Here is a 23,580-nt window from a genome sequence, read left to right on the forward strand (position 1 = left end):
TGCTCAACGTCCTGGGGGGCTGAAATGTGCCGGTCGCGCCTTGGCCGGTCCATGGCGGCATGGCGTTATCCCTGGGGCCAATCCCAAACGCGAATGACCTCACCACCCTGGCGCATTGCGTCCAGTTCGGCCTTGGTTGGCAGGTCGGTCGGAACCTCTGGCACGGCGGTGCCGGTCTGGTGTTGGCCTGCGTAAACCCATGCCGCCAAGGTGAAATCACCCGGGTCCAGCGTACAGGTCAGCTGCGGCACCCAGGTGCGGGGCGTCAGCAGGTTGGTGTTGGGTTCGGGGGCCGCAACGCGCGGCACACGGACCTCGGAACCGTTCAGACACAGCGGCAGATTGACGATAGAGGACATATCCGTCGCCGTTGTGATCCGTGCCAATGTGGCGCTGAGGTCGGGCTGCAAGGCCGGGCCGGGGGTCGGATCATCGCGGCGCAGGGCAAAACCGCCTTCAACCGTCTGAACCCGCCGTTTGGTGTGAATGCGGTGGATGCGCAGATGCCCGGGCGGGCGGGCCAAAAGCCAGGTTTCCACCTCAACCTCGGGCATAGGTGACCATGCAGAGAACAGCCAATCCGCCCCGATCCGCGCCATGCTTTCGCTGGTGCGCACAGCGGCCAATTCGCCCCGTTCGGAAAACGCCAGCATGTTGTCAAACGGGCCGTTTTCAAACGCCCGGCCTTCGGTTTCGACGCTGAAACCATAGCGGGTGGAATAGGCGAATTTGTTGTATTTCTCGGCGGTGCGCCCGAATGTCGGCGATTGCTGGCCGCCGGCCAGAACGGTCACATCGCCCTGATGTTCGAACTTCACCATGCCGGGTTCGGGCAGGCTTATCACCTGGGGGCGGTGCTGTGGCGGGGTTTCCCCGGCCTGCCAGAACGGGTGATCTTCTGGCAGGGCCAGCGGCGCAAAGGCCTTCATCGCCCAATAGGGCGAACCGGGGGAATTATAACGCTCTGCCATCGACAGTTGTGGATAGCCATAGCCGATGGTCAGCACGCCGCGCGGATCAGCGATCGGTTTGTCCGACCACCAGCGCAGGTTGCGCGCCCAAAGCCCGCGAAGTTCGCCCCAGGGCAGGGCCTCTTCGCCCGCCATCGCCAGCGTGCCCCAGAAACCGGCATGGGCAAACCGATAGGTCAGCGAGCGGCCATAGGGCAGCGCGGCACCGTCGGCGGCGTACCAATGGGCAATTTGCGGCGCGAATTTCCGGGCGCGGTCGCGGAACCGGTCACGGCGGGCCTTGTCGCTGTCCGGGCCATATTGCGCATAGATCAGCCCATAGAAATGCATCGCAAAGGGAATATAATGATCGGCCTGGCGGGATGATCCGTCACGATACCAGCCGTTGCCCATGTCCCAGCCTTCCAGCCGGTTCAGATTGCCCTCGATGATCGACAGGTCATGATCCACGCCGACACGGGTCAGACCCAGCGACACCAGCACATGGAAAAAGTTCCAGTTGTTGGGCGCCGGGTTCTGTTGCAGTGAATTCAACAACCAATCGCGCAGGGTATCGCGGCCGCGCGCGCTCATCCCGTCCCAGAAAACCTCAGGCGCGAGGGCCAGCGCATAGCCGATAGCGGCGCTTTCGACCATGCGTTGATCGCGGTCGGTGACGGGGCCCCAATATTCGGGATGCGCGGGGTCAGATCCGTTTTGCAATCCGGTGACGAATTTCTCGATCCCGTCAAACTGTCCACCCCCGGCCAAAAGCGGCGCAAGACCCCAGAACGGGCGCACCAATCCCTCCAGATCGGCGGCGGTCGCGTGGAAATGCGCGCCCGTCGCGCCAAGGGTCACACGGGCGCAGCCGGGCGAAAACGCATCAAGCAACGGCGCGGTCAGGTCCGCAACCGCGCGCTGTGCATCGGCGCGGCTGGCGAAGGGGTTGCCCGCCATGGGGTTGGCCATGGTCTTGGTTGGGAAATCTTTCATCATGCCACCAAATGTCGTTTGCGCGGGTCGGGGATCGGCACTGCCGAGATCAAGCGCTGGGTGTAGGGGTCCTGCGGCGTATCGCAAATCTGAACCGCGCTGCCGGTTTCGACCACACGGCCCTTGTGCATTACCGCCACGCGGTCGCAGAAATAGCGCACCACGCCGATGTCATGGGCGATAAACAGGATCGCAAGGTCCAGCTCGTCGCGCAAATCAAGCAACAGGTCGAGGATCTGCGCCCGGATCGAGCCATCAAGCGCCGAGGTCGCCTCGTCCGCGATGATCACCCGCGGATCAAGCGCGATGGCACGTGCGATGCCGATCCGCTGGCGTTGGCCACCGGAAAAGGCATGTGGATACCGTTCCATCGCCGAGGGCGGCAGGCCGACCCGTTCCAGCAATGCACCCACCCGTTGGCGCAGGGCAGCGCCCTTGAGCAGGCCGTTCACCAACAGCGGCTCGCCGATGATCTGTTCCACCGTCATACGTGGATTGAGCGAGCCGTAGGGATCCTGAAAGATCATCCGCATCTCGCGGTAGACCTGTCCGTCACGAAAGCTGGCCTTGTCGGTCAGATCAAGCGGGCCGTCATCGCGACTGTGATAAACTGCGGTCCCGGCTTGCGGTTGGAACCGCCCCATAAGCACCCGCGCCAGCGTCGTTTTGCCGGACCCGGATTCCCCAACAATCCCAAGGATTTCGCCGCGCCGCAAGTCGATCGAGACATTGTCCAGCGCCTGCACCCCGCCCGAAACCTTGCGGAGCAGCTTCTTCTTGGTGGGAAAGGCCAGCGACAGCCCATGGGTTTCGATAAGCACCTCGTCCGAGGCGGGCTTGGCGCGGCCATGGGGCGCCTCATCCAATCCCATCGAGGCCTTGAGCAGCTTCTTGGTATAGGCATGGGTCGGGGAATGAAACACCTGATCTACCGCGCCGGTTTCGACCACCGCACCATGCAGCATGACAACCACCTGATCTGCGATTTCGGCCACCACGCCCATATCATGGGTGATGAACATCACCGCCATGTCGCGGGTTTCCTGCAAGCCTTTCAACAGCTTCAGGATCTCGGCCTGGGTTGTCACATCTAGCGCCGTGGTCGGCTCATCCGCGATCAGGATGTCCGGTTCACACCCCAGCGCCATGGCGATCATCGCCCGCTGGCGCATGCCGCCGGAATATTCAAACGGGTATTTGTCGATGGCATGATCCGGATCGGCAATCTGGACGGCGCGCAGGGCGTCGATGGCCTTGTCGCGCGCTTGCGACGGGGTCACATCCTGATGCAGCAGGATCGCTTCGATGATCTGTTCGCCAATGGTGTGCACCGGGCTGAGCGACGACATCGGTTCCTGAAAGATCATTGCAATCCGCGCCCCGCGCACGGCGCGAATTTCGGCACCATCAGGGTCGAGGCCAGAAAGCTCGATCTTCTGCCCGGCCTGCACATCGACAAGGTTGATCGCGCCGGATTTGATCACCGCCGGTTCGACGATGTTCAACACTGCTCGCGCCGTCACCGATTTACCGGACCCGGATTCCCCGACAAAACACGTGGTTTCCCCCAGTTTCAGATCAAAGCTGACGTCGGAAATTGCCGTCGTCTCGCCCTTGCGGTGGGGAAAGGCCACCGAGAGGCCGCGAACTTCGAGAATGGTATCATTCATGATGCGTTCCTCACTTTGCATAGGGGTCAGCGGCGTCGCGTAGCCCGTCACCGATGAAGTTCATCGCCAGCACGGCAATCACGATGGCAGCCCCCGGCAGAAGCAGCCAGGGCGCGGTGGCCAGGGTGCGAATATTCTGTGCCTCTTGCAGCAAAACGCCCCAGGAAATCACCGGCGCCTGCAGGCCGAGACCGAGGAAGGAGAGCGCGGTCTCGGCCAGGATCATCGCCGGCACGGCAAGCGAGGCAGCGGTGATGATGTGGCTGGTAAAGGCGGGCACCATGTGCCGCACGATTACCCGCAGGTGCGAACAGCCGTCATAACGTGCGGCGGCGACGTAATCCTCGCCATTGAGGGCAAGGAACCGACCCCGCACCACCCGCGCCAGTTCCGTCCAGCCAAGGAAGGACAGGATCAGCGTGATGGCGAAATAGGTCTGCAAGGGCGACCAATCCGACGGCATGGCGGCGGCCAGCCCCATCCAGAGCGGAATGGTCGGCAGCGACCGCAGGAATTCAATGGCGCGTTGGGTCACGGCATCGAACCAGCCGCCGAAATACCCCGCCGCGCCGCCAATGATGACGCCGAGAAACAGGCTCATGATCACGCCCACAAGTCCGACAGACAGCGAAATCTGTGTGCCGTAGACCAGACGCGAGAACATGTCGCGGCCCAGCCGATCCGCACCAAACAGATAGAATGGATCGCGGCTGCGCTCTGGTCCCAGCAGGTGGATGTCGGTCGGGATCAGGCCAAACAGCTTGTAGTCCCAGCTGCGCTTGAAGAAGCTGAGATAGATCTTCTTTTCTTCGTCAATCACAAAGGTGCGGCGCAGGGCCTCGGGCTCGATCTCGACCTTGTAGCCATAGACATAGGGCCGAAGGGTCCAGCCGCCGTCGGTGCGGTCAATGAAATGCAGCGCCTGCGGTGGGGCATAGGTATAGCGCGCCTTGATGTTGCCGGGGTCGTTCGGGGCCACAAAACCCGCGAAGATCGCGACAAAGACGAACAGCGCCAGCACCCAGAGGCTGATCACGGCAAGACGGTGTTTCGCGAAACGGCGGCGGATCAATTGCCATTGGCTCTCGGTGCCGTGGCTGTGGTCGATGCGGGGGTCAACCTCGCCCACGGGGGCGGGGGAATTTGCGGATGTTGTGAGGGTCATCAGTTGGCTCCCACCATGCCAAGCCGGATACGCGGATCAATCCAGGCCAGCAGAAGATCGGAAATCAGGGTGCCAACCAGCGTCAACAGCCCCATGAACATGATCAGCGCGCCGGCAAGGTACATGTCCTGGCTCAGAAGTGCGCGCAACAGGATCGGCGACAGGGTTGGCAGGTTCAGCACGATGGCAGTCACGAAAGACGATGAAATCACCGTCGGCAACACCCAGCCAATGGTAGACACCAGCGGATTCATCGCCACGCGCACCGGATAGCGCCAGATCAGCCGACGCCGGGTCAGCCCCTTGGCGCGGGCGGTCAGCACATAGGGTTTGTTCAATTCGTCCAGCAGGTTGGCGCGCAGCACCCGCACCAATTGCGCGGCACCCGCGGTGGAAATCACCAGGATCGGTGCCCAGACGTGGCTGGCGAAATCAAGGAAGCGGTCCAGCGACCAGCGGGCATTCATGTATTCGGTCGAAAACAGCCCGGTAATGGTCACGCCGAACCAGTTGTAGCAGATGTACATCAACACCAGCGCAAAGAGAAAGTTGGGAATGGCGAGGCCAAGAAAGCCAAGGATCGTGGCCACGTAATCGCCAATCGAATATTGGTTCACGGCGGAATAGATGCCGATGGGAACCGACACGGCCCACATGACCACCACGGCGGTCAGCTCGACCCCCAGCGAAATGCCAATCCGCTGCGAGAAGATCTCGGCAACCGGGGTCTGCATTTCAAAGCTGTAGCCAAAGTTGCCGCGCAGGATTTCCGACAGCCAGGCCAAATATTGCACAAGAACCGGTTGGTCCAGCTTGTACCGGTCACGCAGCGCGATGATCGTGTCTTGGTCGACGTTTTCCCCCGCCGCTGAAAGGCTGGCAATATAGGAGGTGACAAAATCCCCCGGTGGCAGCTGGATCACGACAAAGACGACAACGGACAATGCCAGTAGCGTCAAAAGCATCGTGACCATTCGACGGGCCAGATAGGTCAACATGTGCTCCCCTCCCTTGGTGCGGCGTATTGGGTCGGGCGCGGACCATTGGCCAACGCCCGACTGTGATTACTTTTTGTAATAAAGCTGCGCGGTTTCCATCGGGCCGGGCTGGGGATAGACCCACGTATAGACCTGACCCTCAGGCACGTTGCCCAGGTTTTTGTTGGCAACAATATAGCCATCCGCCGGAAGCACAGTGCCCATCACATAGAACTGGTCCGCCGCGATCGTGAGGATTTCGTCAAAGATCGCCTTTTGCGCGTCTTTGTCGGCGGTTGCGATCAGTTCCAGATAAAGGTCCATCTGCTTTTGCACCTCTGCGGGGGGCGCTTCGGCCAATGTGCTGCCGCCAGCCATAAAGTATTGTGCCCATTTTTCGGCAAAGGCGGATTCAAGATTGAACGGGAAATAGAACCGCGGATCAAGCAACGCATCGCTCATGCCGCCATCACCCCACCAGACATGCATGTCATGCGTGTTGTTCTGAATGCGTTCATATACCAGGCTGCGTTCGGCATTGCGCGCATCAAGGTCGATGCCGATCTCTTTCCACTGTTCGGCAATCAGCTGGGCAATATCATTGAACTCGGTCTGATCCGACGGCGAAAACAGCTGGATGCGGATCGGCTCACCGTCAAAACCAAGCCGGATGTCATCGCCATTGCGTTCGGTCAGGCCAAGCCCATCCAACAGTTCATTTGCGGTGTCGGGATCGTAATCGGTGAATTGCTTGGCCAGGGTTTCGTTATAGAATTGCGACGACGGGCGCGGCGCGGCCTGATAGGGTTCGCCCTGTCCGGCAAAAACCACATCAATGATTTCTTCGCGGTCCATCGCCATCGACAATGCGGTGCGGAAGGCCTTTTCGTTGTAAAGTTTGCGCTTTTCCGGGTCTTCGTGCGTCAGGTTGAGCTGAAAGATCGCGTGGTTCATCCGCGCATCAGTGGTGGATTTCAGAGTATAGCCACCTTTTTCCTGTCCGTCGAAAATCACCGGCTTGTTGGTCACAGTGGCGAAGTGACGGTTGGAAAAGTCGATCTCGCCATTGATCACTTTCAACACGATGTCTTCGACATTCTCGGTCTGAACCATCTGCACATTGTCGATGTAGGGCAGCTGATTGCCGTCGGTATCGACCTTGAAGAAATAGGGATTGCGTTCCCATTCGATCAATTGGTTCAGCCCATCATAAGGCGTGACCTGACGCCAGGCGAACAGCAGTGGGCGGTCCTCATCCACGAAGTTGAAGAAGCAGCTTTGCTCCATCGCCTGCGTCCAGCTGTCAAAACCCGCCGCCTGGGCGGTTTCATTCGCCTCTGGGTTCACGTCGGGGAAATATTTGCCACAATAATGCTTGGCCGCGTTGACAATGAATTGCCCTTCGACCGAGGCCAGTCGTTCGAGAAACAGACCGTTGGGATCGCTCAGGGTGATCTTGAAGGTAAGCGGGTCAATGACCTCGCCGCTCATCTTGGCCCATTCAAACCCGTTGGCCTTGCGCCCGCCATAGGCCGGGCTGCGCATCACGTTCAGCGCGAACAACAGATCTTCGGCGGTAAAATCTTCGCCGTCGGACCATTTGTGGCCTTCGCGCAGATAAAAGGTGAATTCGGTCGCGTCTTCGTTGACTTCGAACCGTTCGGCCACGTTGGGCACAACCTTGGTCCATTCATGGTCATAGGCGACCAGCGGCTGATAGCCCACGGTGCGGCGAATCCAGCCGGTGTCATAGGTGCCTTTGAGCGCCGAGCGCCAGGTGCCGCCATAGCTGCCCACGGATTCCAATGGCGTGACAACCATCGGGTTTTCCGGCAGTCGCGCGTCGACTGGCGGCAGGTCGCCGGCGTCAACCGCGGCCTTCAACGTCGGTGCCTCGGTATAGTCCTGCCCGAAGGCCGGTCCGGCCAGCGCCACCAGCGCCGCCAGTGATATCCCGGTGAAATTCATTCTCTGCATTTGGGTCTCCTCCCTTGAAGTGCCTAAATTCTTGTTTGTCTACTGACGGCAGAGTGCCAGCAGGTGGTGCACGTCGTCCTGAAATTGGCTTTCGGTATCCGCCCGTACGAATTCAAGAAAACCACTGCGCGGGTGCGGCCAGCGGGGGGCGGGCGTCCATGCGTCGAACAGCGCGCGCCAATCGCCGACCCCCTCGGCCAGCGGGCGACGTTCCTGGCCCTGATCGGTCATGATCCAGAAAAAGACATGCAAATCGCCCAAGTGCGGCGCGAGCATTGCCAGCTCCTCCAGCCAGCGCGCGCGCCCCCGTCCCGGAACCGGTTGCCAATAGCTGAACAGGTTGTCGTGATCGGCGGCGGCAAACAGCGCCAGCGTATCCTCGGCCTCTTCGGTCAATGTGTTGCGGTGATATTCGACGCTGACGGTGATGCCGTCCATGGCCGCCATCCGGGCCATTTCGTGCAGGTCGCGGGCTGCGTTTTCGAACGCCGCCGCGCCCGCGTCGGACCGCTTCGCCTCTCCGGCCCAGACCCGAATGTTGCCCGCGCCAAGCGCCTTGGCCGCTGCCAGAACCATGCCAAAGTCCCGCATCGCATCCGGCGTGCCGGCACGGACATAAGTACCATAAGAAACCGGCGCGACGCCCCGCGCACGGCAGAGATCGCCGATGCGGCGGGCATTTTGAGGGTCGCCCGGCGGCACATGTTTGTCAGCACCCCATTCGATCACCGTCACGCCATTGCGCGCCGCCAGGTCGATGACCTCCTCCGGTGTGAGCGCGCGAAACGTGACCGAGCAAAGACCGGGGCGGATCATGCCACCCGCTCCCAATCGGCCATAATGACCTCGTTCAAAAGCGGCTCGCCCCGGGCAAAACGCGCAATGTCGCTGATGACCAATTCGGTCATATCGCAAACCTCGCAGCCGAAAGACCCGGCGATATGCGGCGTGATCGTCACATTGGGCATGTCCCAAAGCGGCGATGTGTCGTGCAAAGGTTCGGGGTCGGTCACATCCAGCACCGCAAACAGCCGCCCATCGGCCATTGCGGTTTCCAGCGCCGCAGAGTCGATGATCCGCCCGCGCGCAGTATTGATCAACAGCGCCCCGTCCCGCATCCGGGCAAATTCCGCCGCGCTGAAGCTGCGTTCCGTGGTGGGCAACAGCGGCTGGTGCAGGCTGACCACGTCGCTTTGCGACAGGAGGACGTCCATGGATACCTTTTTCGCCCCGAAGCCTGCGGCGGTTTCGGCGCTGACAAAAGGGTCATGAAGCAGGACGGCAATCTGATGGCGGCGCAGATCTTCGGCCACCCGGCGTCCGATCCGGGACGCGCCGATGATGCCGACGGTTCGCCCGGTGTTGCCGATCGTCCCGGCAAGTTTTGTGCTGCGGGTTGCGATGCGCGACCGCTGGCTGTGATAGACGCCGCGCCATTCCTGGACCCGTTTCAGATGCAGCAGGATATGCGCCAGGGTGAATTCGGCAACGGGGCGGGCATTGGCCTCGGCACCGCTGATCACGGTCAGGCCGGACGTGGCGGCATCACGGTCAAGGATGCCTTTGACCGTCCCGGCCAGATGCGCCACCAGTTTGAGCCGCGGCATCTTGCGGCGCAATTCCGCGTCAATCGGATTGGACTTCCAGCCGGTCACAAGGATGTCGACCTCTGACAGATGCGCCACAACAGCGGCGTCGTGCAGATTTGCAATGGGTTTGGGGTGCAGCAGGTTGGTTGCCGCCGCCAGTTTCGCCATTTGGTCAGCACCACAGGGGGCGGGAAAATGGATGTCGAACTCTTTTGGTGTCAGTTGAACCAATGATGAAAAGCGCATCCAAACCTCCCTGCGACACGTCCGGTCGAAAGTAGATTTGCATTGTTTGCACGTTAATGCAAGAAATTCCTATTTCATGCAAAAATCTTGCATAAAACTTGCATTGCCGCTTAACTGACTGACAATTCGCAGTTAAATACGTTCCGCCACCGTTTCCGCCTGTTTCAGGATCACCTGCGTCAGGATTTGTTGTGCGGGTCGGTCGGGCTGGGCGCTGCGCGTACACAGAAGGCGAATCGCCTCGTGCCCCAGATATTCCCAATCCACGATCAATGTGCTGAGCAAGGGCGAAGAGAATTCGGCCAGCGGTAAACCGTTGAATCCAAGGAGCGACACCTCATGCGGGACGTCGATGCCGCGCATCCGCAATTCTTGCATGACCGAAAGCGCAACACTATCCGCGGAACAAAAGACAGCGGAATAGGGCAGGGGCCCTTTGTTCAGAAGGCGTTTCATGATGATCTGCGCGTCCTGTTCGGTCACGTTTTCCATCTCGATGAAGTCGCAATTCAAGCCTTCAAGCTCTGCCTGATCAATCGCGGTCAGGAACCCCTGGGTGCGCGCCGCCAGGGTCGCCCGACGTCGTGTGCCCAGCTGAAGAATGCGCCGATGTCCCATTTGCATCAGGTATTGTGCGGCCAGCCGCCCGCCCTGATAGTTGTTTGGCGCGATCTGATCATGGGTCATCGACGGGTCGAGCCCGTTGACAAGCACCGCCGGATGCCCGGTTTCGTACAATCTTTTCAAAAGATCCTGCGATGGATCGACGCCGGCAAACAGAACGCCGGTTTCCGACCCGCCCAGAATGCTTTCGGGGATGTTGCCGTCCTGGCCCAACAGGGCCAGTTCGATCCGCAATCCGTATTGGCGGGCGGCTTTTTGGATGCCGGTCATGACGAAATGATAGATGGAACCCGACCCCGAATTCAGATCGACCTGCTTGAGAAACAGCAAGGCGCGCTGCATCCGGTGATTGACGATTTCGGTGCCATCGGATGGCAGGGTGATGGGCGTGCCAAGGTCGGCAGCGGCGCGCAGCACCTTTTGCGTTGTTGTGGGGCTGATCCCCGGCGCGCCGGACAACACCCGCGACACCGTCGAAACCGACACGCCCACCGCCTGTGCGATATCCTCTTGTCTGACTTTGGATTGCCGCATCTGCTACTCCCGCCTGAAGGTTTCATCGGGCGAAAACATGAATGCCCTCCCTGTTCTTGATCGAAAGGGAGGGCAATGCAAGTTTTTTGCATGATTTTGCGCAATCTTGGCGGGCGGCGGGGTGGTTCGCCCGCCGCAAGACCGGCGGGGGGCGTATTCTATCCCTGCCGGACAACCTGATGCTGTTCGCCCAGGCCCGCGATCCCCAGGCGCATTTTGTCGCCTGCCTTCAGGAACTTGGGCGGTGTCATGCCCAATCCGACGCCCGGCGGTGTCCCGGTCGAGATGATATCGCCCGGCTGCAATGACATGTAGCGCGACAGATAGGACACCACATGCGCCACACCGAACACCATCGTTTTGGTGGAACCGTCCTGCACCTTTTCGCCGTTCAGCTCCAGCCACATGGACAGGTTCGCGGGGTCTTCGACCTCGTCACGGGTCACCAGCCACGGACCGGTCGGCCCGAATGTGTCGGCCGATTTGCCTTTGACCCACTGACCGCCGTGTTCAAGCTGAAAGGCCCGTTCCGACACATCATTGATCACGCAATAGCCGGCCACATGATCCAGTGCGTCTGCTTCGGAAATGTTTTTCGCCTCTTTGCCGATCACGACGCCCAGCTCGACCTCCCAGTCGCCTTTTTCGGCACCGGGCGGCAGGATCACGTCGTCATTCGGGCCACAGATCGCCGAGGTGGCCTTCATGAAGATCACCGGCTCTGTCGGCACCGCCATGCCGCTTTCTTCGGCATGGTCGGCATAGTTGAGACCGATGCAGATGAATTTGCCGACGCCGCCGACGCAAGCGCCAATCCGGGTGCCCGCATCCACGACCGGCAGATCACCGGCGTTGACAGCGCGCACCCTGTCGAGGCCCGCAGGCGTCAGTGTGTCGCCGCCAATGTCATCCACCACGCCAGAGAGGTCGCGGATCGTGCCGTCGCTGTGCAAGAGCGCCGGGCGTTCGGCGTTTTCGGGGCCAGTGCGGAGAAGTTTCATGCGGTTTCCTTGTGTCTTTCTACGGGTTTCGCGGTGCGGCGGAGCAGCCGTTCCAATTCGCTGAGAGTGATCTCATCCGGTTGCGCGGTGGGCGGCCGCACGAGGGTGTTGGCAAAGACACCGTCCTGTTTCAGCAGCGCCTTGTGCACGTGATAGAACATATCGCCGGACTGAAATCCCAACCGGCTGACCGGCAGGATCTGGGTTTCGATGATCTGTGCGGCGTCGTCTTCGCGGCCTTCTTCCAATGCGGTCCAGACGGCCATGAATTCCGCCGCCTGGCTGGCAAAGGGCATCGTGCCACGCGCGCCACGCCGGTGTTCCTCGACCAGGGTGCCGCCGCCCGCGCCGCCCAACACGGTAAGCTTGCCCGCGACCGCGCGCACCATGGCACCGGCCTGGGCCACGGTGGGGTTGGTTTCGACCTTGATGGTATCGACCAGCGGCACGGTCTCGGCAATGCGCAGGGCCAGCGCGGGCGAGATTGGCGCTTGCGGCACGTCCTGGAGGATGATCGGCAAATTGGCCGCCTCGGCGATGCGCGACAGATGTTCGATCACCGGGTCAGGCCCCAGCGCAAAGAAGTCCGGCGGCCAGATCATCAGTCGATCCGCCCCGGCCTCTGCGGCCTCGGTTGCCAGTTGCACGGCGGGCGCGGTGCCGGGGGCCGAGGTGTTCATGATCACCGGCACCTGGCCTTCGACCTGATCGACCACGGCGCGCAGGATCTCGCGGCGCTCGTCCGGGGTAAGTTTGAAGATTTCGCTGCCGATGGCGATGCCGATGCCATGCACGCCGGTGGCAAGTGTGGCATCGACCTCGCGGCGCAGGCTGGCATAGTCAATGCTCAGATCGCTGCGGAACGGCGTCAGAAGGATGGGCACAATGCCCTCGATTCCGGTCATGTCTCGGCCTCCATGGTGGTGTCGAGCGCGAAAACCTCGCGCAATTCGTGGTGGACAGGTTTGTGATCGGCGCCCTCGGTCTCCATCAGCGGTGCCATCTCGCGCCACCAGCGGGCTGTCACTCCGCTGGGGGGGGCGGTTGTGCCGGTAAACGGGCGATCACGTTCCTGAAAGGCAAAGATCGTCTGGCCAGAGCGATAGAGAAAGAAGCGTATGATGCCACTGGATTGCATCTGCTCCTGCATCTCGGGCCAGATCGTGGCGTGGGCGGCCTCATAGGCGGCTTCGGCCCCTTCGCGCAGCTGCATGGTCCAGGCACGGCGATAAAGCGTCATGCCGCAATCCTGTTGTCGTCGATGTGATCCCAGATGATCTCATATCCCAGCCCCGGCGCCTGCGGCAGGTGCACATAGCCCTCACCGTCCATCGGATCGCAATTGCGTTTCAGATAGGGATGCGGCGCGTCGTAATCGACGCCCGGCGCCAACAGCCCCTTTTCGTACCATTCGCTGGTATCTTCCGATGTCGCGCCCATGACCTGAAGATTGCCCCAGCCCGCCATGTGGATCTCGCAGCGTTGGCCAAAGGCCTCGCAGACCACGGCGGTCTTGCGGCATCCGGTGACGCCGCCACGGCGAATGTCCATGCGGCTCATGTCTGATGCCCCCTGAAGAATCCATTCGGCGCGGGTAAAGACACCCCCGGCGGCAATTTCGGGCGCAAGGATCGGGATCGACAGCTCGCGGCACAGGCGGCGATAGCTTTCGACCCTATATTCCGGCATCGGATGTTCGAACCAGTAGAAGTCGTTCTTCTCCAGCTCGCGGCCAACCTTTATGGTCTCTTCGATGGTGTGATAGGTGCCCCAGACATCATACATCAACACCATGTCCGGCCCCACGGCCTCGCGCACGAGGTTGATGGTTTCGATGTCAAAGCGGATGTTTGACGGGCGGCCATTGGTGGGTTTGCCGGTTTCGGGGTTCCAGAAGTAATGCGGATGGATCTTGTAGGCCTGATAGCCCTGGGCTTTGCATTCCAGCGCATGTTCGGCATAGACCTGTGGCAGGCCGATATTGGGATAGGTCGAGGCATAGGCCGGCACCTTGTCACGCGCCCCGCCCATCAGCTTGTAAACCGGCAGGCCCGCATGACGGCCCGCCAGATCCCAGAGCGCGCAATCAATCACGCTTTGCGCCACTTCGGGGATGTTGCGCACCCACATCCATTTCCAGATCAGCTCGCGATCCAGCGGATCGGCACCGAGGATCATGTCGCGGACCTGGCCCTCGATCAGGCGCTGTTCGTCCGGCCCCATGCCATCCTGATCGCCATGTTTGCCACCGCCAAGGAAATAGCCGGTCAGACCTTCGTCGGTGTCGATACAGGTGATCGTCTGATGCACCTCGGCCTTGGGTTTCAATTGCGCATGGCCAATATCCCAGCGGTCGGCATGGGTGCGAAACCGGATTACGCGGACATCGGTGATTTTCATTGATGCCCTCCGCGCAGGGCCTCTTCGGTTTTGGGGTCAAACCCGTGCAGCTTGCCCGGCATGACCGAAAAATGCACCAGATCGCCGATCGACTGGCTGACACGCTCGCGCGTGGTCATGATGATCGAGTTGGCGCCCGCGCGCAGCGTCAGCTGGGTTTCCGCGCCGGTGGGTTCGATCAACGCGAGTTTGGCGGGGATGCCCGTGTCAGACAGGCGGATGTCCTCGGGGCGGAAACCGGCGGTGACGGGCTGGCCGTGGCTGAGCGGCACCGGGGCCTGACCCAGCGGTGCGCCGTCTTCGGTTTCCAGCATCGCGCCATTCGCCCGCGCGGGGATAAAGTTCATCGCAGGCGAGCCGATGAAGCCGGCAACAAAGATACTGGCCGGATTGTCATACAGCTCCAGCGGGGTGCCGATCTGTTCGACATGGCCACCGCGCATGACCACAATCCGGTCGGCCATGGTCATGGCTTCGATCTGGTCATGGGTAACATAGATCGTGGTGGTTTTAAGCCGCTGGTGCAGCTCCTTGATCTCGGAGCGCATCTGCACCCGCAGCTTGGCATCAAGGTTCGACAGGGGTTCGTCAAACAGGAACACCTTGGGATCGCGCACAATGGCGCGGCCCATCGCCACCCGTTGACGCTGCCCCCCCGAGAGCTGGCGGGGATAGCGGTCAAGCAGCGGCGTCAGGTCAAGGATCTCGGCGGCGGCGTTCACCTTGCGGTCGATTTCGTCCTTTGGCTGTTTCGCCAGACGCAGCGAAAACGCCATGTTCTTGGCGACGCTCATATGCGGGTAAAGCGCATAATTTTGAAACACCATGGCGATGTCGCGGTCTTTTGGGACCAGCGTGTTGATTACGGTTTCGTCGATGGCGATATCGCCGCCCGATATGGTTTCCAGCCCGGCAATCGACCGCAGCAGGGTGGATTTGCCACAGCCCGACGGGCCGACCAGCACGGTGAATTCACCGTCGCGAATATCGAGGTCGATGCCATGCAGGACCTCGACAGCGCCATAGGATTTGCGGATGTTTCTAAGTGCGACAGAGCCCATGGGTCTATCCTTCCTTGGTTTCAGTTGCGGCGGGGCCAAAGGCCTCCTGCACATGTGCGGGCGGGCGGTGGCCCTTGGGGTCACGGGGGGTGGCGACGCGGCCGCCGGTCAGGTCAGGGCGCGGGGCCATCAATTCGTAAAGCGGCGAGGTTTCGCCACGGTCGACGCATTCGACCAGCGCGTTTGTTTGACGAGCTGCGGCGATAGCCAGCGCCCAGGGCTGTTCGCAGGTGTTGTGGAGGATGACCGGCACCTGCGCCGCTTCGGCCATGTCGAGGATGCGCAGCGCCTCGGTCACGCCGCCGGCCCAGGCCACGTCCGGTTGCAACACCCCCACCACGCCCGAGCGCAGCAGGTCGGCGCAATCGGCGCGCGAGAAGGCAAAATTGCCAAGCGCCAGCGCGATTTCCGGGTCCATTTCGCGGCGGATCTTCTGCAATCCGTCGATGTCCTGTGGATGGATCGGGTCTTCGATCCATTTGACGTTCAGATCGGCCACGCCTTCGGCAAAACGCAGGGTGTAATCCGCGTCCCACGCAAGGAAGGCGTCGATCATGATCGGCACGCCTTCGCCTGCGGCCTCGGCAAAGCGGTGCATCAGCGCGATGTTGGCTTTCAGCCCCTCATCACCCGATTCCGGCCCATATGGCGCTGCGGCCTTCAGCCCGTGAAACGGCCCGCCGGCAAAGGCCTCGGGGCGCGGGGTTGTCATGTAGACGGGGAGGTCGTCTACATCCGCGCCGCCGAGGATCTCTAGCAGCGGCTCGTTGGCGGCTTTGGCAGATAGATCCCAAAGCGCGATATCAACACCAGCCACCGCCATCATCGCAAAGCCGGACCGGTCGTTGGGCAAGAGCGACGCCGCCATCTGGTCATTGAGCAGCGCCAGATCCTTCAGATCTTCGCCGACCAACAGCCGCGAAAGATGCGCATTGACGATCATTTCGACGATTTCGCCACCATTGGTGCAGCCCCAGCCGGTGCTGCCGTCTTCGCCCGTGACCCGGACAAAGACCTTTTTCGTGGGCCACATCCAGCTTGCCCTCTGCTCGGCAAAGCGGGGAAAGCGGGACATGGGCGCGGCGACGCGGCTGGTTTGCAGCTTCTGGGAATTGAAGCCGCAATCCACGGCCCGCGCAGTGATCGAGGTGATCTTCATCCCTTGACCGCCCCGGCCAACAGACCGCGTGTGAAGTAACGCTGGCCGAAGAAGAACACCAACATGATCGGCAGGGCCACAATGGTTGCGGCGGCACCGACATATTGGAATTCCAGCGTGAAGAGTTCGACAAAGCTGGCCAATCCGATGGTCACGGTCTTGTTTTCATTGGATTCCAACAGGATCGAGGCAAAGGCGAATTCCGACCATGCGCCGACAAAGTGCCACATCGAGGCGGTGATCAGCGCCGGCGTCGCCAGCGGCAACACCACCATGACCATGCTTTGCAACCGGCTGGCACCGTCGATCATGGCGCTTTCTTCCAGTTCCTTGGGGATCTCACGCAGGGATGACGCGATGATCCAGGTCGCAAACGGCAGACCAAAGGCGGAATAGAGCAGCACGAGGCCAAACAAGCTGTCCTGCAATCCGATCATCGACATCAACCGATAGGTCGGCAGCAACAGCGCCGCGCCCTGAAACATCCGGCTGATCAACAGCCCGCCCAGGATAAGGTCGCGACCGGGGAAGTTCAGCCGGGCAAAGGCATAGCCCGCCAGCGTGCCAAAGACCAAAACGATCACGGTCGAGCTGATGGCGATGAAGAAGCTGTTGCCGATCAACTGCGGCCAATCCAGCAATTGCCCCTTTTGGTGGGTGGGTGAAAACAGCGCCTTGTAAGCATCCAGCGTCGGCGATTCCGGCCAGAAGGACACCGGCAGCTGTGCCAGCTCTGCCTGTGTCTTGAACGACGCAAGGAACAGCCAGAACACCGGAAACAACACATAGAGCGAGATTATGAGGCCGACAAAGCTGAGGAAAACCCAGTAAAGCGTGCGGGGTTGTTCGTTCATTTCTGACCCTCCGACGCCCAGGAGCGGCGATTGACATAAAGATAGAGCGCCACGATCGAGGCCAGCATCACGAGGTTGATCACCGACATGGCCGAGGCGACGCCCCAGTTGAAGAATTCGAAGCTCTGTTGATAGATGTAGGTCGCCATGATCTGGCTGGCATTGGCGGGGCCGCCGCCGGTCATGATCCAGGGCAGGGCGAATTCCGCGGTGATCCAGATCATCGAAATCACGGTCACGGCAGTCAGCGAAAAGGCGATATTGGGCAGGGTGACAAAGCGGAACCGCTCGACGGCATTGGCGCCATCCATCCGGGCCGCTTCGACCTGATCATCCGGCACAGCGCGGATCGCGGCGCACAGGATCAGCGCCACCAGCGGCATCTTGCGCCAGATCAGCACCACCACCAGCATCCACATCACAAGGTCAGGATCACCCATGAAGGAAATCGTGCCCTCGGTCAGCCCGCTTTGTTGCAGGGTCTGGCCGATGATGCCCACCTGTCCGTGCAGCATCCATTTCCACGCCATCGCCGTCACCACATCGGGCAACACCCAGGGCAACAGGATCAGCGCGCGCAACCAGCCGGTCAAGCGGCCGTCAATTGCCAGGAATGTCCCCACGCCCAAGCCCACGGTGACACAAAGAAATGTGCCACCGAGAATCCAGATCGCGGTGTTTTTCAGAACCAGCCCAAAGACCGGATCAGCGGCCAGCGCCTTGAAATTTCCAAGCGTGCCAAAGCCGCGTTCCATCCCCATCACCACCTGGGTGAGGCTGAGCGTGGCCACGTTGTAAGTGGGCCCGACAACAAACGCCACGACGGCGGCCACCACGGGCAAGATCAAGGCATACGCCAGTAAACGATCGCTTCGCAGCATCGTCAGGCCCTCCTTTTTATTCGAGTGTGTTGACGGCTTAGCCGCGGATCAGGTCGATCTGGCCTTGGGCGGCCGTTGTCGCTTCATCCAGGGCTTCCTGCGGCGTCTTCTGGCCGAGGATGGCCTGTTGGATCGCGGTGCCAAGCGCGGATTCAATGGCCGAAACGCCAATGAAACGCGGCATCGGTGCGCCACCCTGGAACAGGCTGCCCTCGTCATAGGCCTTGACCCAGTTCGGCCAGGCTTCTTTCAATTCGGCATTGTCCCAGGCGGCCTTGCCGGCCGGAATGCGCGCGATTTCTGGCTGGCCGCCCCAGATTTCGAGCTGATCGTTCTGTGACCAGAAGTCGACATATTCCATTGCCGCTTCGGGGTTCTTTGACCGCGACGACACCATCAGCATGGCGGTGCCATCCATGATCGCATTGACCGGCTCATAACTGCCGGTGGGGGCGTCGGGTTTCGGCATCGGCACGCCGGTCCAGCGCACATCGTCGTTCACACCCCAGGGCGTATTGAGCCAGGAAAGCCCGATCCACATCGCCGACCGGCCCTGACCAAACAGCTGCGCGGTGTCGCGGAAGAAGGTTTCGGTCAAGGAGGTGTTGGCGGGGGTCGAGCCGTCCGAGATCAGATCGACATAGAATTGCAGCGCATCGACAACACCGGGATCGTTCAGCGTGACCTTGCCGCTTTCCTCGTCAAAGATCCGACCGCCATTGGCATAGGCGAGACCTTCGAAAATGTTGATGTCCACCGGTGCCGTGGTGGCCGGGAAGGCGATGCCGGGGAGGTCGGGCTTTGTCATTGCCTTGGCGTATTCGCGCAGCTCGTCCCAGGTTTCCGGCGGACGGTCAAAACCGGCCTCTTCCAGCGCATCAAGGTTGATCGCCAGGAAGCTGGCCATATCCACATAGGTCGGCAGCGCATAGAGTTTGCCGTCATGCATGCCCGATTCCAGAACCTCGGGCACAATGCGGTCTTTCCAGCCCGCCATCTTGTCCCCGGCAATGTCGTCAAGCGGCTGGATCATGCCAAAACCGGCGAATTCGGGGATGTCCTGCCCAAAGGCAATAATCACATCAGCCAGACGGTTGGTCTGAAAACCGGCCAGGATCTTTTGACGGCGGATTTGGCCGTTGAAATAGGAATACTTCAGGTCGACATCCGGCTGAGTTGCGCTGAAGGCATCATTGCGCTGTGCCCAGACTTCGACCTCTTGCGGCGTGCCGCCGAATTTCCAGACCGAGATCTCGCCATTGGCGGCCAATGCGGGCGTGCCCGGCAAAAACGTGGCCGCGCCGACGGCGGCGGTGGTGCCCAGGAACCTGCGGCGGCTGATTGAATTTGACATGTAGTCCTCCCTCTAGTGCCGTGAATGGCGATCCGCGAGATGCGGCAGTTTCGAATGACATACGAGTGTCATTCGCTATTGACGGACGTTATGGGCAATGATACTCGTGTGTCAATGGCAAATTTGCTGTATTGTCTTTACCGCCGCCGTGGCGCACCCTCGGCCGGTGGAAATTACCAACCCAGCAATCAAACGCCGGAAGGAGGCCGCTTATGGCGCAGGTCAACAGCAAGAAAGTGACGCTCAAGGACGTGTCGAAAGCCTCGGGGCTGTCGCTGATTACTGTGTCGCGCGCATTGCGCCAGCCCGAAACGGTGCATGCCGACACGCGCGCCAAGATCCAGCGCACCATTGATGAAATCGGCTATATTCCCAACCTCACGGCGCGCTCGCTGGTGTCGCAGCGGTCAGACATGATTGGCGTTGTCGTGCCGATCCTGGCCAGTTCGCTTTTTGCCGATTTTGCACAGGGCGTCAGCCGGGTGCTGGAGCCGAAGAAGCAACAAATGCTGCTCGCGGTGTCCGACTGGTCGCCGCAGAAAGAAGAAGAAGCGGTGCGCACCTTTATCGCCCGGCAGGCCGATGCGATCATTGTCACCGGCTTTTCCCATACCGACACCACGCGCAAGCTGCTGGATAAATTCAGCGGCCCCGTGGTCGAGGCCTGGAACCTGCGCGAGGATGCGATTGATACTGCCGTGGGATTCGACAATTACGCCGCTGCGGTCGAGATGACCCGCTATCTGATTGAGCGGGGATATGAAGATATCGTCGTGATCGGGGGATCATCGCAAAACAACGACCAGGCGGCGGACCGGACGCGCGGCTTTGTTGATGCGATGCGCGGGGCGGGGCGCAGTGTCACCGATGACACAATCGTCGAATTCGAAAACCCCGCCACCATCGAGGGCGGAATTGCGCTGATCCCCAAGCTTTTGGCGCGCAAGAAAAAACCGGATGCCATCTTCTTTCTCGCGGAACTTCCCGCCCATGGCGCGATGCTGTGGTGTCTGTCGAACGGCATCAGCGTGCCAGATGACGTGGCCATCGCCGGTTTTGGCGATCTTAGCCTTTCGGCGCTGCTGCCGGTGCCAATGACCACTGTCCAAATCAAGGGCCGTGCCATCGGGGAACGCTCGGCCAGCCTGGTGATGGACCGGCTGGAGGGCAAGGCGGAAAACGCCGCCACCCATGACATCGGCTATCACCTCCAAATCAGGGAAAGCACATGACTTCATCCAACGGCCCCGTCCGGGCCGCGATTATCGGCGCCGGGCATTTCGCCTATCGTATGCACATTCCGGTTCTGGCGGCGCGCAAAGAGGTTGTCCTCGATTCCGTCTGTCGGCTTGGGCGCAAGGAACTGGATCTGATCGCCGATGAATTCGGCTTTGCCTTTGCGACCGAAGACTGGCGCGCGGTGCTGGACCGCGACATCGACATCGCAGTGATCTCTTCGCCGCATAATCTGCACTATGAACAGGCCAAGGCGTTCCTTGAAAAGGGCTGTCATGTGCTGGTGGAAAAACCGATGTGCCTTGACCCGGCCCAGGCTTGGGATCTGGTCAGGGTGGCAGAGGCCGCAGGGCGCGAATTGCTGGTGGCCTATGGCTGGAACTACAAGCCCGGTCTTGATGCGATGCGCGACATGGTGAGCCAGATCGGAGAGATCGAACATGTGGTGTGCCACATGGCATCCTTTACCCGCAGTATCTTTTCCGGCGGGCGGTTGGCCAATTGGAACCACATCGCCATTCAACCCGATCGCAGCACATGGGAGGCCCCGGATCAGGGTGGAGGCTATGCCTATGGCCAGCTCTCGCATGCGCTTGGCATCCTTTACTGGCTGACCGATCTGCGCTGTGCTTCGGCACGCTCTGTGCTGTTCGAGGCGCCTTCGACCATCGACCTGCATGACGCGGCAGCGGTCCGGTTTGAAAACGGCGCGACCGGCGTCTTTTCCGGCAGCTGCGGGGTGCCGAACGGCCATGGATTCGAGGTCGACATCCGCATCTATGGCAGCCATGGTTCGGTGTTGTTGGACATCGAGACCGAGCGATTGGTGCTGAAACTTCCCGACGGCGAAACCCATGTCGCAGAGGTGCCGGAAGGCGCGTGGAAATACAGCTGCGAAGGGCCGGCCAATCGGCTGGTCGACATCGGGCTGGGGCAGGGACGCAACGAAAGCCCCGGAGAGGTCGGCGCGCGCGCCGTCGAAACGCTATTTGCCATCGTCGCCTCGGGCAAGGCCCGAGGGGCGGAACAGATTATCACACAAGACCAGAAGGCAGCCGCAGAATGACCGATTTTACCAACCAGACCGCCATTGTCACCGGGGGCGCGCAGGGCATCGGCCGTGCGGTCGCCAATCGTCTTGCCCAGGGCGGTGCCCGTCTGGTGCTTTGGGATCGTGACAAGGCGCTGGCCGACACGGCCGCTGCGGAAATCGGCGGCGGCGCATTCGCCTGTGAGGTCGACGTCTCGGACTGGGCCAGCGTCGAAGCGGCGATGAAAACCACGCTCGACACCGCTGGTCGCGCCGATATCCTTGTGAACTCTGCCGGGATTGCGGGCTCAAACGGGCCGCTGGCCGATTACCCGGTCGAGGAATTTCGCCAGATCACCGAAATCAACCTGCTTGGCACCTTTCACGTCAACCGCGCCGTTGTGCCCGCCATGAGCGAACAGGGCTATGGCCGCATCGTCAATATCGCCTCGGTCGCGGGGAAAGAGGGCAACCCAATGGCCAGCGCCTATTCCGCGTCAAAGGCCGGTGTGATTGGATTGACTAAGTCGCTGGGCAAGGAACTGGCGGACAAGGATATTGCGGTGAACTGTGTGACGCCCGCCGCCGCGCGCACGCGGATTTTTGACCAGATGAAACAGGAGCATATCGACTATATGCTGTCAAAGATCCCGCGTGGCCGGTTCCTTGAGCTTGACGAGGCCGCGGCTATGATTGCCTGGCTCTGCTCAAAGGAAAACAGCTTCACCACCTCCTCGGTCTTTGATCTTTCGGGTGGTCGGGCGACGTATTGATGGCGCATTGGCTGGACGGGATCGCGCTGGTCGACGCCCATCATCATTTTTGGGAGCTGTCGCGCTTTCCCTACCGCTGGCTTGCCCCCGATGCGCCGCCCGCGCGTTTCGGGGACAAGGCCGGTATCCGCCGGGATTTCCTTCCGGCGGATTACCGCGCGGGTTTTGGCGACTTGCCACTATCGGCAAGCGTGCATGTGCAGGCCAATTGCGGCGCGGCTGATCCGGTGGACGAAACCCGCTGGGTGCAGGATTTGTCAGACAGCACCGGCTGGCCGACCGCGATTGTGGCCGAGGTCGATCTGACCACACCAGAGGCCGAGGCCCAAATTGCCGCCCATCTGCAATCGCCGGCCTTGCGCGGCATCCGCACCCCGGTCGCCTGGGATGACGCGGGGCGCTGGCGGGTGGCGAACCGGCCCGGTGTTCTTGCCAATGACCGGTTTCGCGGGGTTCTGCCCTTGCTGGAAGAGGCCGGTCTGTGCCTCGAATGTGTGGTTGTCCCGGCGCAATTGCGTGACGTTCTTGACCTCGCGCGTGCCTTTCCCGGCCTGACGATTGTCCTGAACCATTTTGCCACGCTGGAACCGGACCAACCGGGCAATCTGGCGGATTGGCATACGGGGATTTCGGCGTTGGCCGAGGCAAAGAATGTCTTTGTCAAACTTTCCGGGCTCTGGACTGTTGACCGAAACTGGCAGGCCGCTGCCCTGGCTCCGCATGTGACGCATCTGCTGGCCAGCCTGGGACCAGAGCGGGTGCTTTATGGCTCTAACCTGCCGGTTGAGGCAGTCAATTGCCCGCTTGGACGCCAGTTCGAGCAATTGCAAATTCTGTTGGCAGATCAGCCCAAGGCCAGCCTGCGTGCCATATTCTCGGACACCGCGCGACGGGTTTACCGGCTGTAGGCGTGTGTGCTGCCTGTTCCGGCATGATGCTGTGGCGTTGCTGCGCCTGCTTGTGGATTGTGGCCTTCTGCGTGCCCCGGCGGAAAATAACATAATCCTGATTATGGGGCGCGGCCTCTGTAGCCGCAAAGCTAAAATGTCACCCATGAGCAATTCAGGAATGTCACTCTCCCCCAAAAGACTAAGGGAGATCGG

Annotated in this window: 21 protein-coding genes; 4 read left to right on the forward strand and 17 right to left on the reverse strand. The window is 60.9% G+C overall.

Annotated features, from left to right (window positions below; all coding sequences use genetic code 11):
* Nucleotides 1-65: 65 nt before the first annotated feature.
* From Q4577_RS04540 to Q4577_RS04620, 17 genes are all read right to left on the reverse strand, one after another.
* Nucleotides 66-1,946, reverse strand: a complete 1,881-nt coding sequence (locus Q4577_RS04540) for a DUF2264 domain-containing protein (protein ID WP_303468466.1) — start codon at nt 1,944-1,946, stop codon at nt 66-68.
* Nucleotides 1,946-3,616 (reverse strand): ABC transporter ATP-binding protein, encoded by a 1,671-nt coding sequence (locus Q4577_RS04545; protein WP_303468465.1) that lies wholly within the window; start codon nt 3,614-3,616, stop codon nt 1,946-1,948. Before Q4577_RS04545 ends, Q4577_RS04540 begins: the two co-directional genes overlap by 1 nt.
* Nucleotides 3,617-3,626: 10 nt before the next feature.
* Nucleotides 3,627-4,781 (reverse strand): ABC transporter permease, encoded by a 1,155-nt coding sequence (locus Q4577_RS04550; RefSeq protein ID WP_303468464.1) that lies wholly within the window; start codon nt 4,779-4,781, stop codon nt 3,627-3,629.
* Nucleotides 4,781-5,779: an ABC transporter permease gene (locus Q4577_RS04555; RefSeq protein ID WP_303468463.1), complete on the reverse strand. Its 999-nt coding sequence runs from the start codon at nt 5,777-5,779 to the stop codon at nt 4,781-4,783. Before Q4577_RS04555 ends, Q4577_RS04550 begins: the two co-directional genes overlap by 1 nt.
* A gap of 66 nt (nt 5,780-5,845) precedes the next feature.
* Nucleotides 5,846-7,735 (reverse strand): ABC transporter substrate-binding protein, encoded by a 1,890-nt coding sequence (locus Q4577_RS04560; RefSeq protein ID WP_303468462.1) that lies wholly within the window; start codon nt 7,733-7,735, stop codon nt 5,846-5,848.
* 39 nt (nt 7,736-7,774) lie between these two features.
* Entirely contained in the window at nt 7,775-8,551 is a 777-nt protein-coding gene (locus Q4577_RS04565; RefSeq protein ID WP_303468461.1) for a sugar phosphate isomerase/epimerase, read from the reverse strand.
* Complete coding sequence (locus tag Q4577_RS04570; RefSeq protein ID WP_303468460.1) at nt 8,548-9,570, reverse strand: hydroxyacid dehydrogenase; 1,023 nt, start codon at nt 9,568-9,570, stop codon at nt 8,548-8,550. The genes Q4577_RS04565 and Q4577_RS04570 overlap by 4 nt, the downstream gene beginning before the upstream one ends.
* A gap of 132 nt (nt 9,571-9,702) precedes the next feature.
* Entirely contained in the window at nt 9,703-10,728 is a 1,026-nt protein-coding gene (locus Q4577_RS04575; RefSeq protein ID WP_303468459.1) for a LacI family DNA-binding transcriptional regulator, read from the reverse strand.
* A gap of 158 nt (nt 10,729-10,886) precedes the next feature.
* Nucleotides 10,887-11,729, reverse strand: coding sequence for a fumarylacetoacetate hydrolase family protein (locus Q4577_RS04580; RefSeq protein WP_303468458.1), 843 nt, complete (start codon nt 11,727-11,729; stop codon nt 10,887-10,889).
* A complete protein-coding gene (locus Q4577_RS04585; protein WP_303468457.1) occupies nt 11,726-12,634 on the reverse strand; it encodes a dihydrodipicolinate synthase family protein in 909 nt (302 codons plus the stop codon). The genes Q4577_RS04580 and Q4577_RS04585 overlap by 4 nt, the downstream gene beginning before the upstream one ends.
* Nucleotides 12,631-12,969: an L-rhamnose mutarotase gene (locus tag Q4577_RS04590; protein ID WP_303468455.1), complete on the reverse strand. Its 339-nt coding sequence runs from the start codon at nt 12,967-12,969 to the stop codon at nt 12,631-12,633. Before Q4577_RS04590 ends, Q4577_RS04585 begins: the two co-directional genes overlap by 4 nt.
* Nucleotides 12,966-14,129 (reverse strand): enolase C-terminal domain-like protein, encoded by a 1,164-nt coding sequence (locus Q4577_RS04595; protein WP_303468454.1) that lies wholly within the window; start codon nt 14,127-14,129, stop codon nt 12,966-12,968. The genes Q4577_RS04590 and Q4577_RS04595 overlap by 4 nt, the downstream gene beginning before the upstream one ends.
* Nucleotides 14,126-15,190: an ABC transporter ATP-binding protein gene (locus Q4577_RS04600; RefSeq protein ID WP_303468452.1), complete on the reverse strand. Its 1,065-nt coding sequence runs from the start codon at nt 15,188-15,190 to the stop codon at nt 14,126-14,128. The genes Q4577_RS04595 and Q4577_RS04600 overlap by 4 nt, the downstream gene beginning before the upstream one ends.
* Before the next feature lie 4 nt (nt 15,191-15,194).
* Nucleotides 15,195-16,349, reverse strand: coding sequence for an enolase C-terminal domain-like protein (locus Q4577_RS04605; protein ID WP_303468451.1), 1,155 nt, complete (start codon nt 16,347-16,349; stop codon nt 15,195-15,197).
* Complete coding sequence (locus Q4577_RS04610) at nt 16,346-17,203, reverse strand: carbohydrate ABC transporter permease (protein WP_303468450.1); 858 nt, start codon at nt 17,201-17,203, stop codon at nt 16,346-16,348. Before Q4577_RS04610 ends, Q4577_RS04605 begins: the two co-directional genes overlap by 4 nt.
* Nucleotides 17,200-18,084 carry a carbohydrate ABC transporter permease gene (locus Q4577_RS04615; protein ID WP_303468449.1) on the reverse strand — a complete coding sequence of 295 codons (885 nt, stop codon included), beginning with the start codon at nt 18,082-18,084 and terminating at the stop codon, nt 17,200-17,202. The genes Q4577_RS04610 and Q4577_RS04615 overlap by 4 nt, the downstream gene beginning before the upstream one ends.
* Nucleotides 18,085-18,121: 37 nt before the next feature.
* Entirely contained in the window at nt 18,122-19,438 is a 1,317-nt protein-coding gene (locus tag Q4577_RS04620; protein ID WP_303468447.1) for a substrate-binding domain-containing protein, read from the reverse strand.
* Between the two features lie 212 nt (nt 19,439-19,650).
* Between Q4577_RS04620 and Q4577_RS04625 the strand changes: the two genes are divergently transcribed.
* Genes Q4577_RS04625 through Q4577_RS04640 form a run of 4 tightly spaced genes read left to right on the forward strand, consistent with a single transcriptional unit; the run spans nt 19,651 to nt 23,385 of the window.
* Nucleotides 19,651-20,670: a LacI family DNA-binding transcriptional regulator gene (locus Q4577_RS04625; RefSeq protein WP_303468444.1), complete on the forward strand. Its 1,020-nt coding sequence runs from the start codon at nt 19,651-19,653 to the stop codon at nt 20,668-20,670.
* On the forward strand, nt 20,667-21,740 hold the full coding sequence (locus tag Q4577_RS04630) for a Gfo/Idh/MocA family protein (RefSeq protein ID WP_303468441.1): 1,074 nt from the start codon (nt 20,667-20,669) through the stop codon (nt 21,738-21,740). Before Q4577_RS04625 ends, Q4577_RS04630 begins: the two co-directional genes overlap by 4 nt.
* Nucleotides 21,737-22,477 (forward strand): SDR family NAD(P)-dependent oxidoreductase, encoded by a 741-nt coding sequence (locus Q4577_RS04635; RefSeq protein ID WP_303468440.1) that lies wholly within the window; start codon nt 21,737-21,739, stop codon nt 22,475-22,477. The genes Q4577_RS04630 and Q4577_RS04635 overlap by 4 nt, the downstream gene beginning before the upstream one ends.
* Nucleotides 22,477-23,385 (forward strand): amidohydrolase, encoded by a 909-nt coding sequence (locus Q4577_RS04640; RefSeq protein ID WP_303468439.1) that lies wholly within the window; start codon nt 22,477-22,479, stop codon nt 23,383-23,385. Before Q4577_RS04635 ends, Q4577_RS04640 begins: the two co-directional genes overlap by 1 nt.
* Nucleotides 23,386-23,580: the final 195 nt, after the last annotated feature.

It is taken from the genome of Marinovum sp. 2_MG-2023, assembly GCF_030548265.1.
Lineage (GTDB): Bacteria > Pseudomonadota > Alphaproteobacteria > Rhodobacterales > Rhodobacteraceae > Marinovum.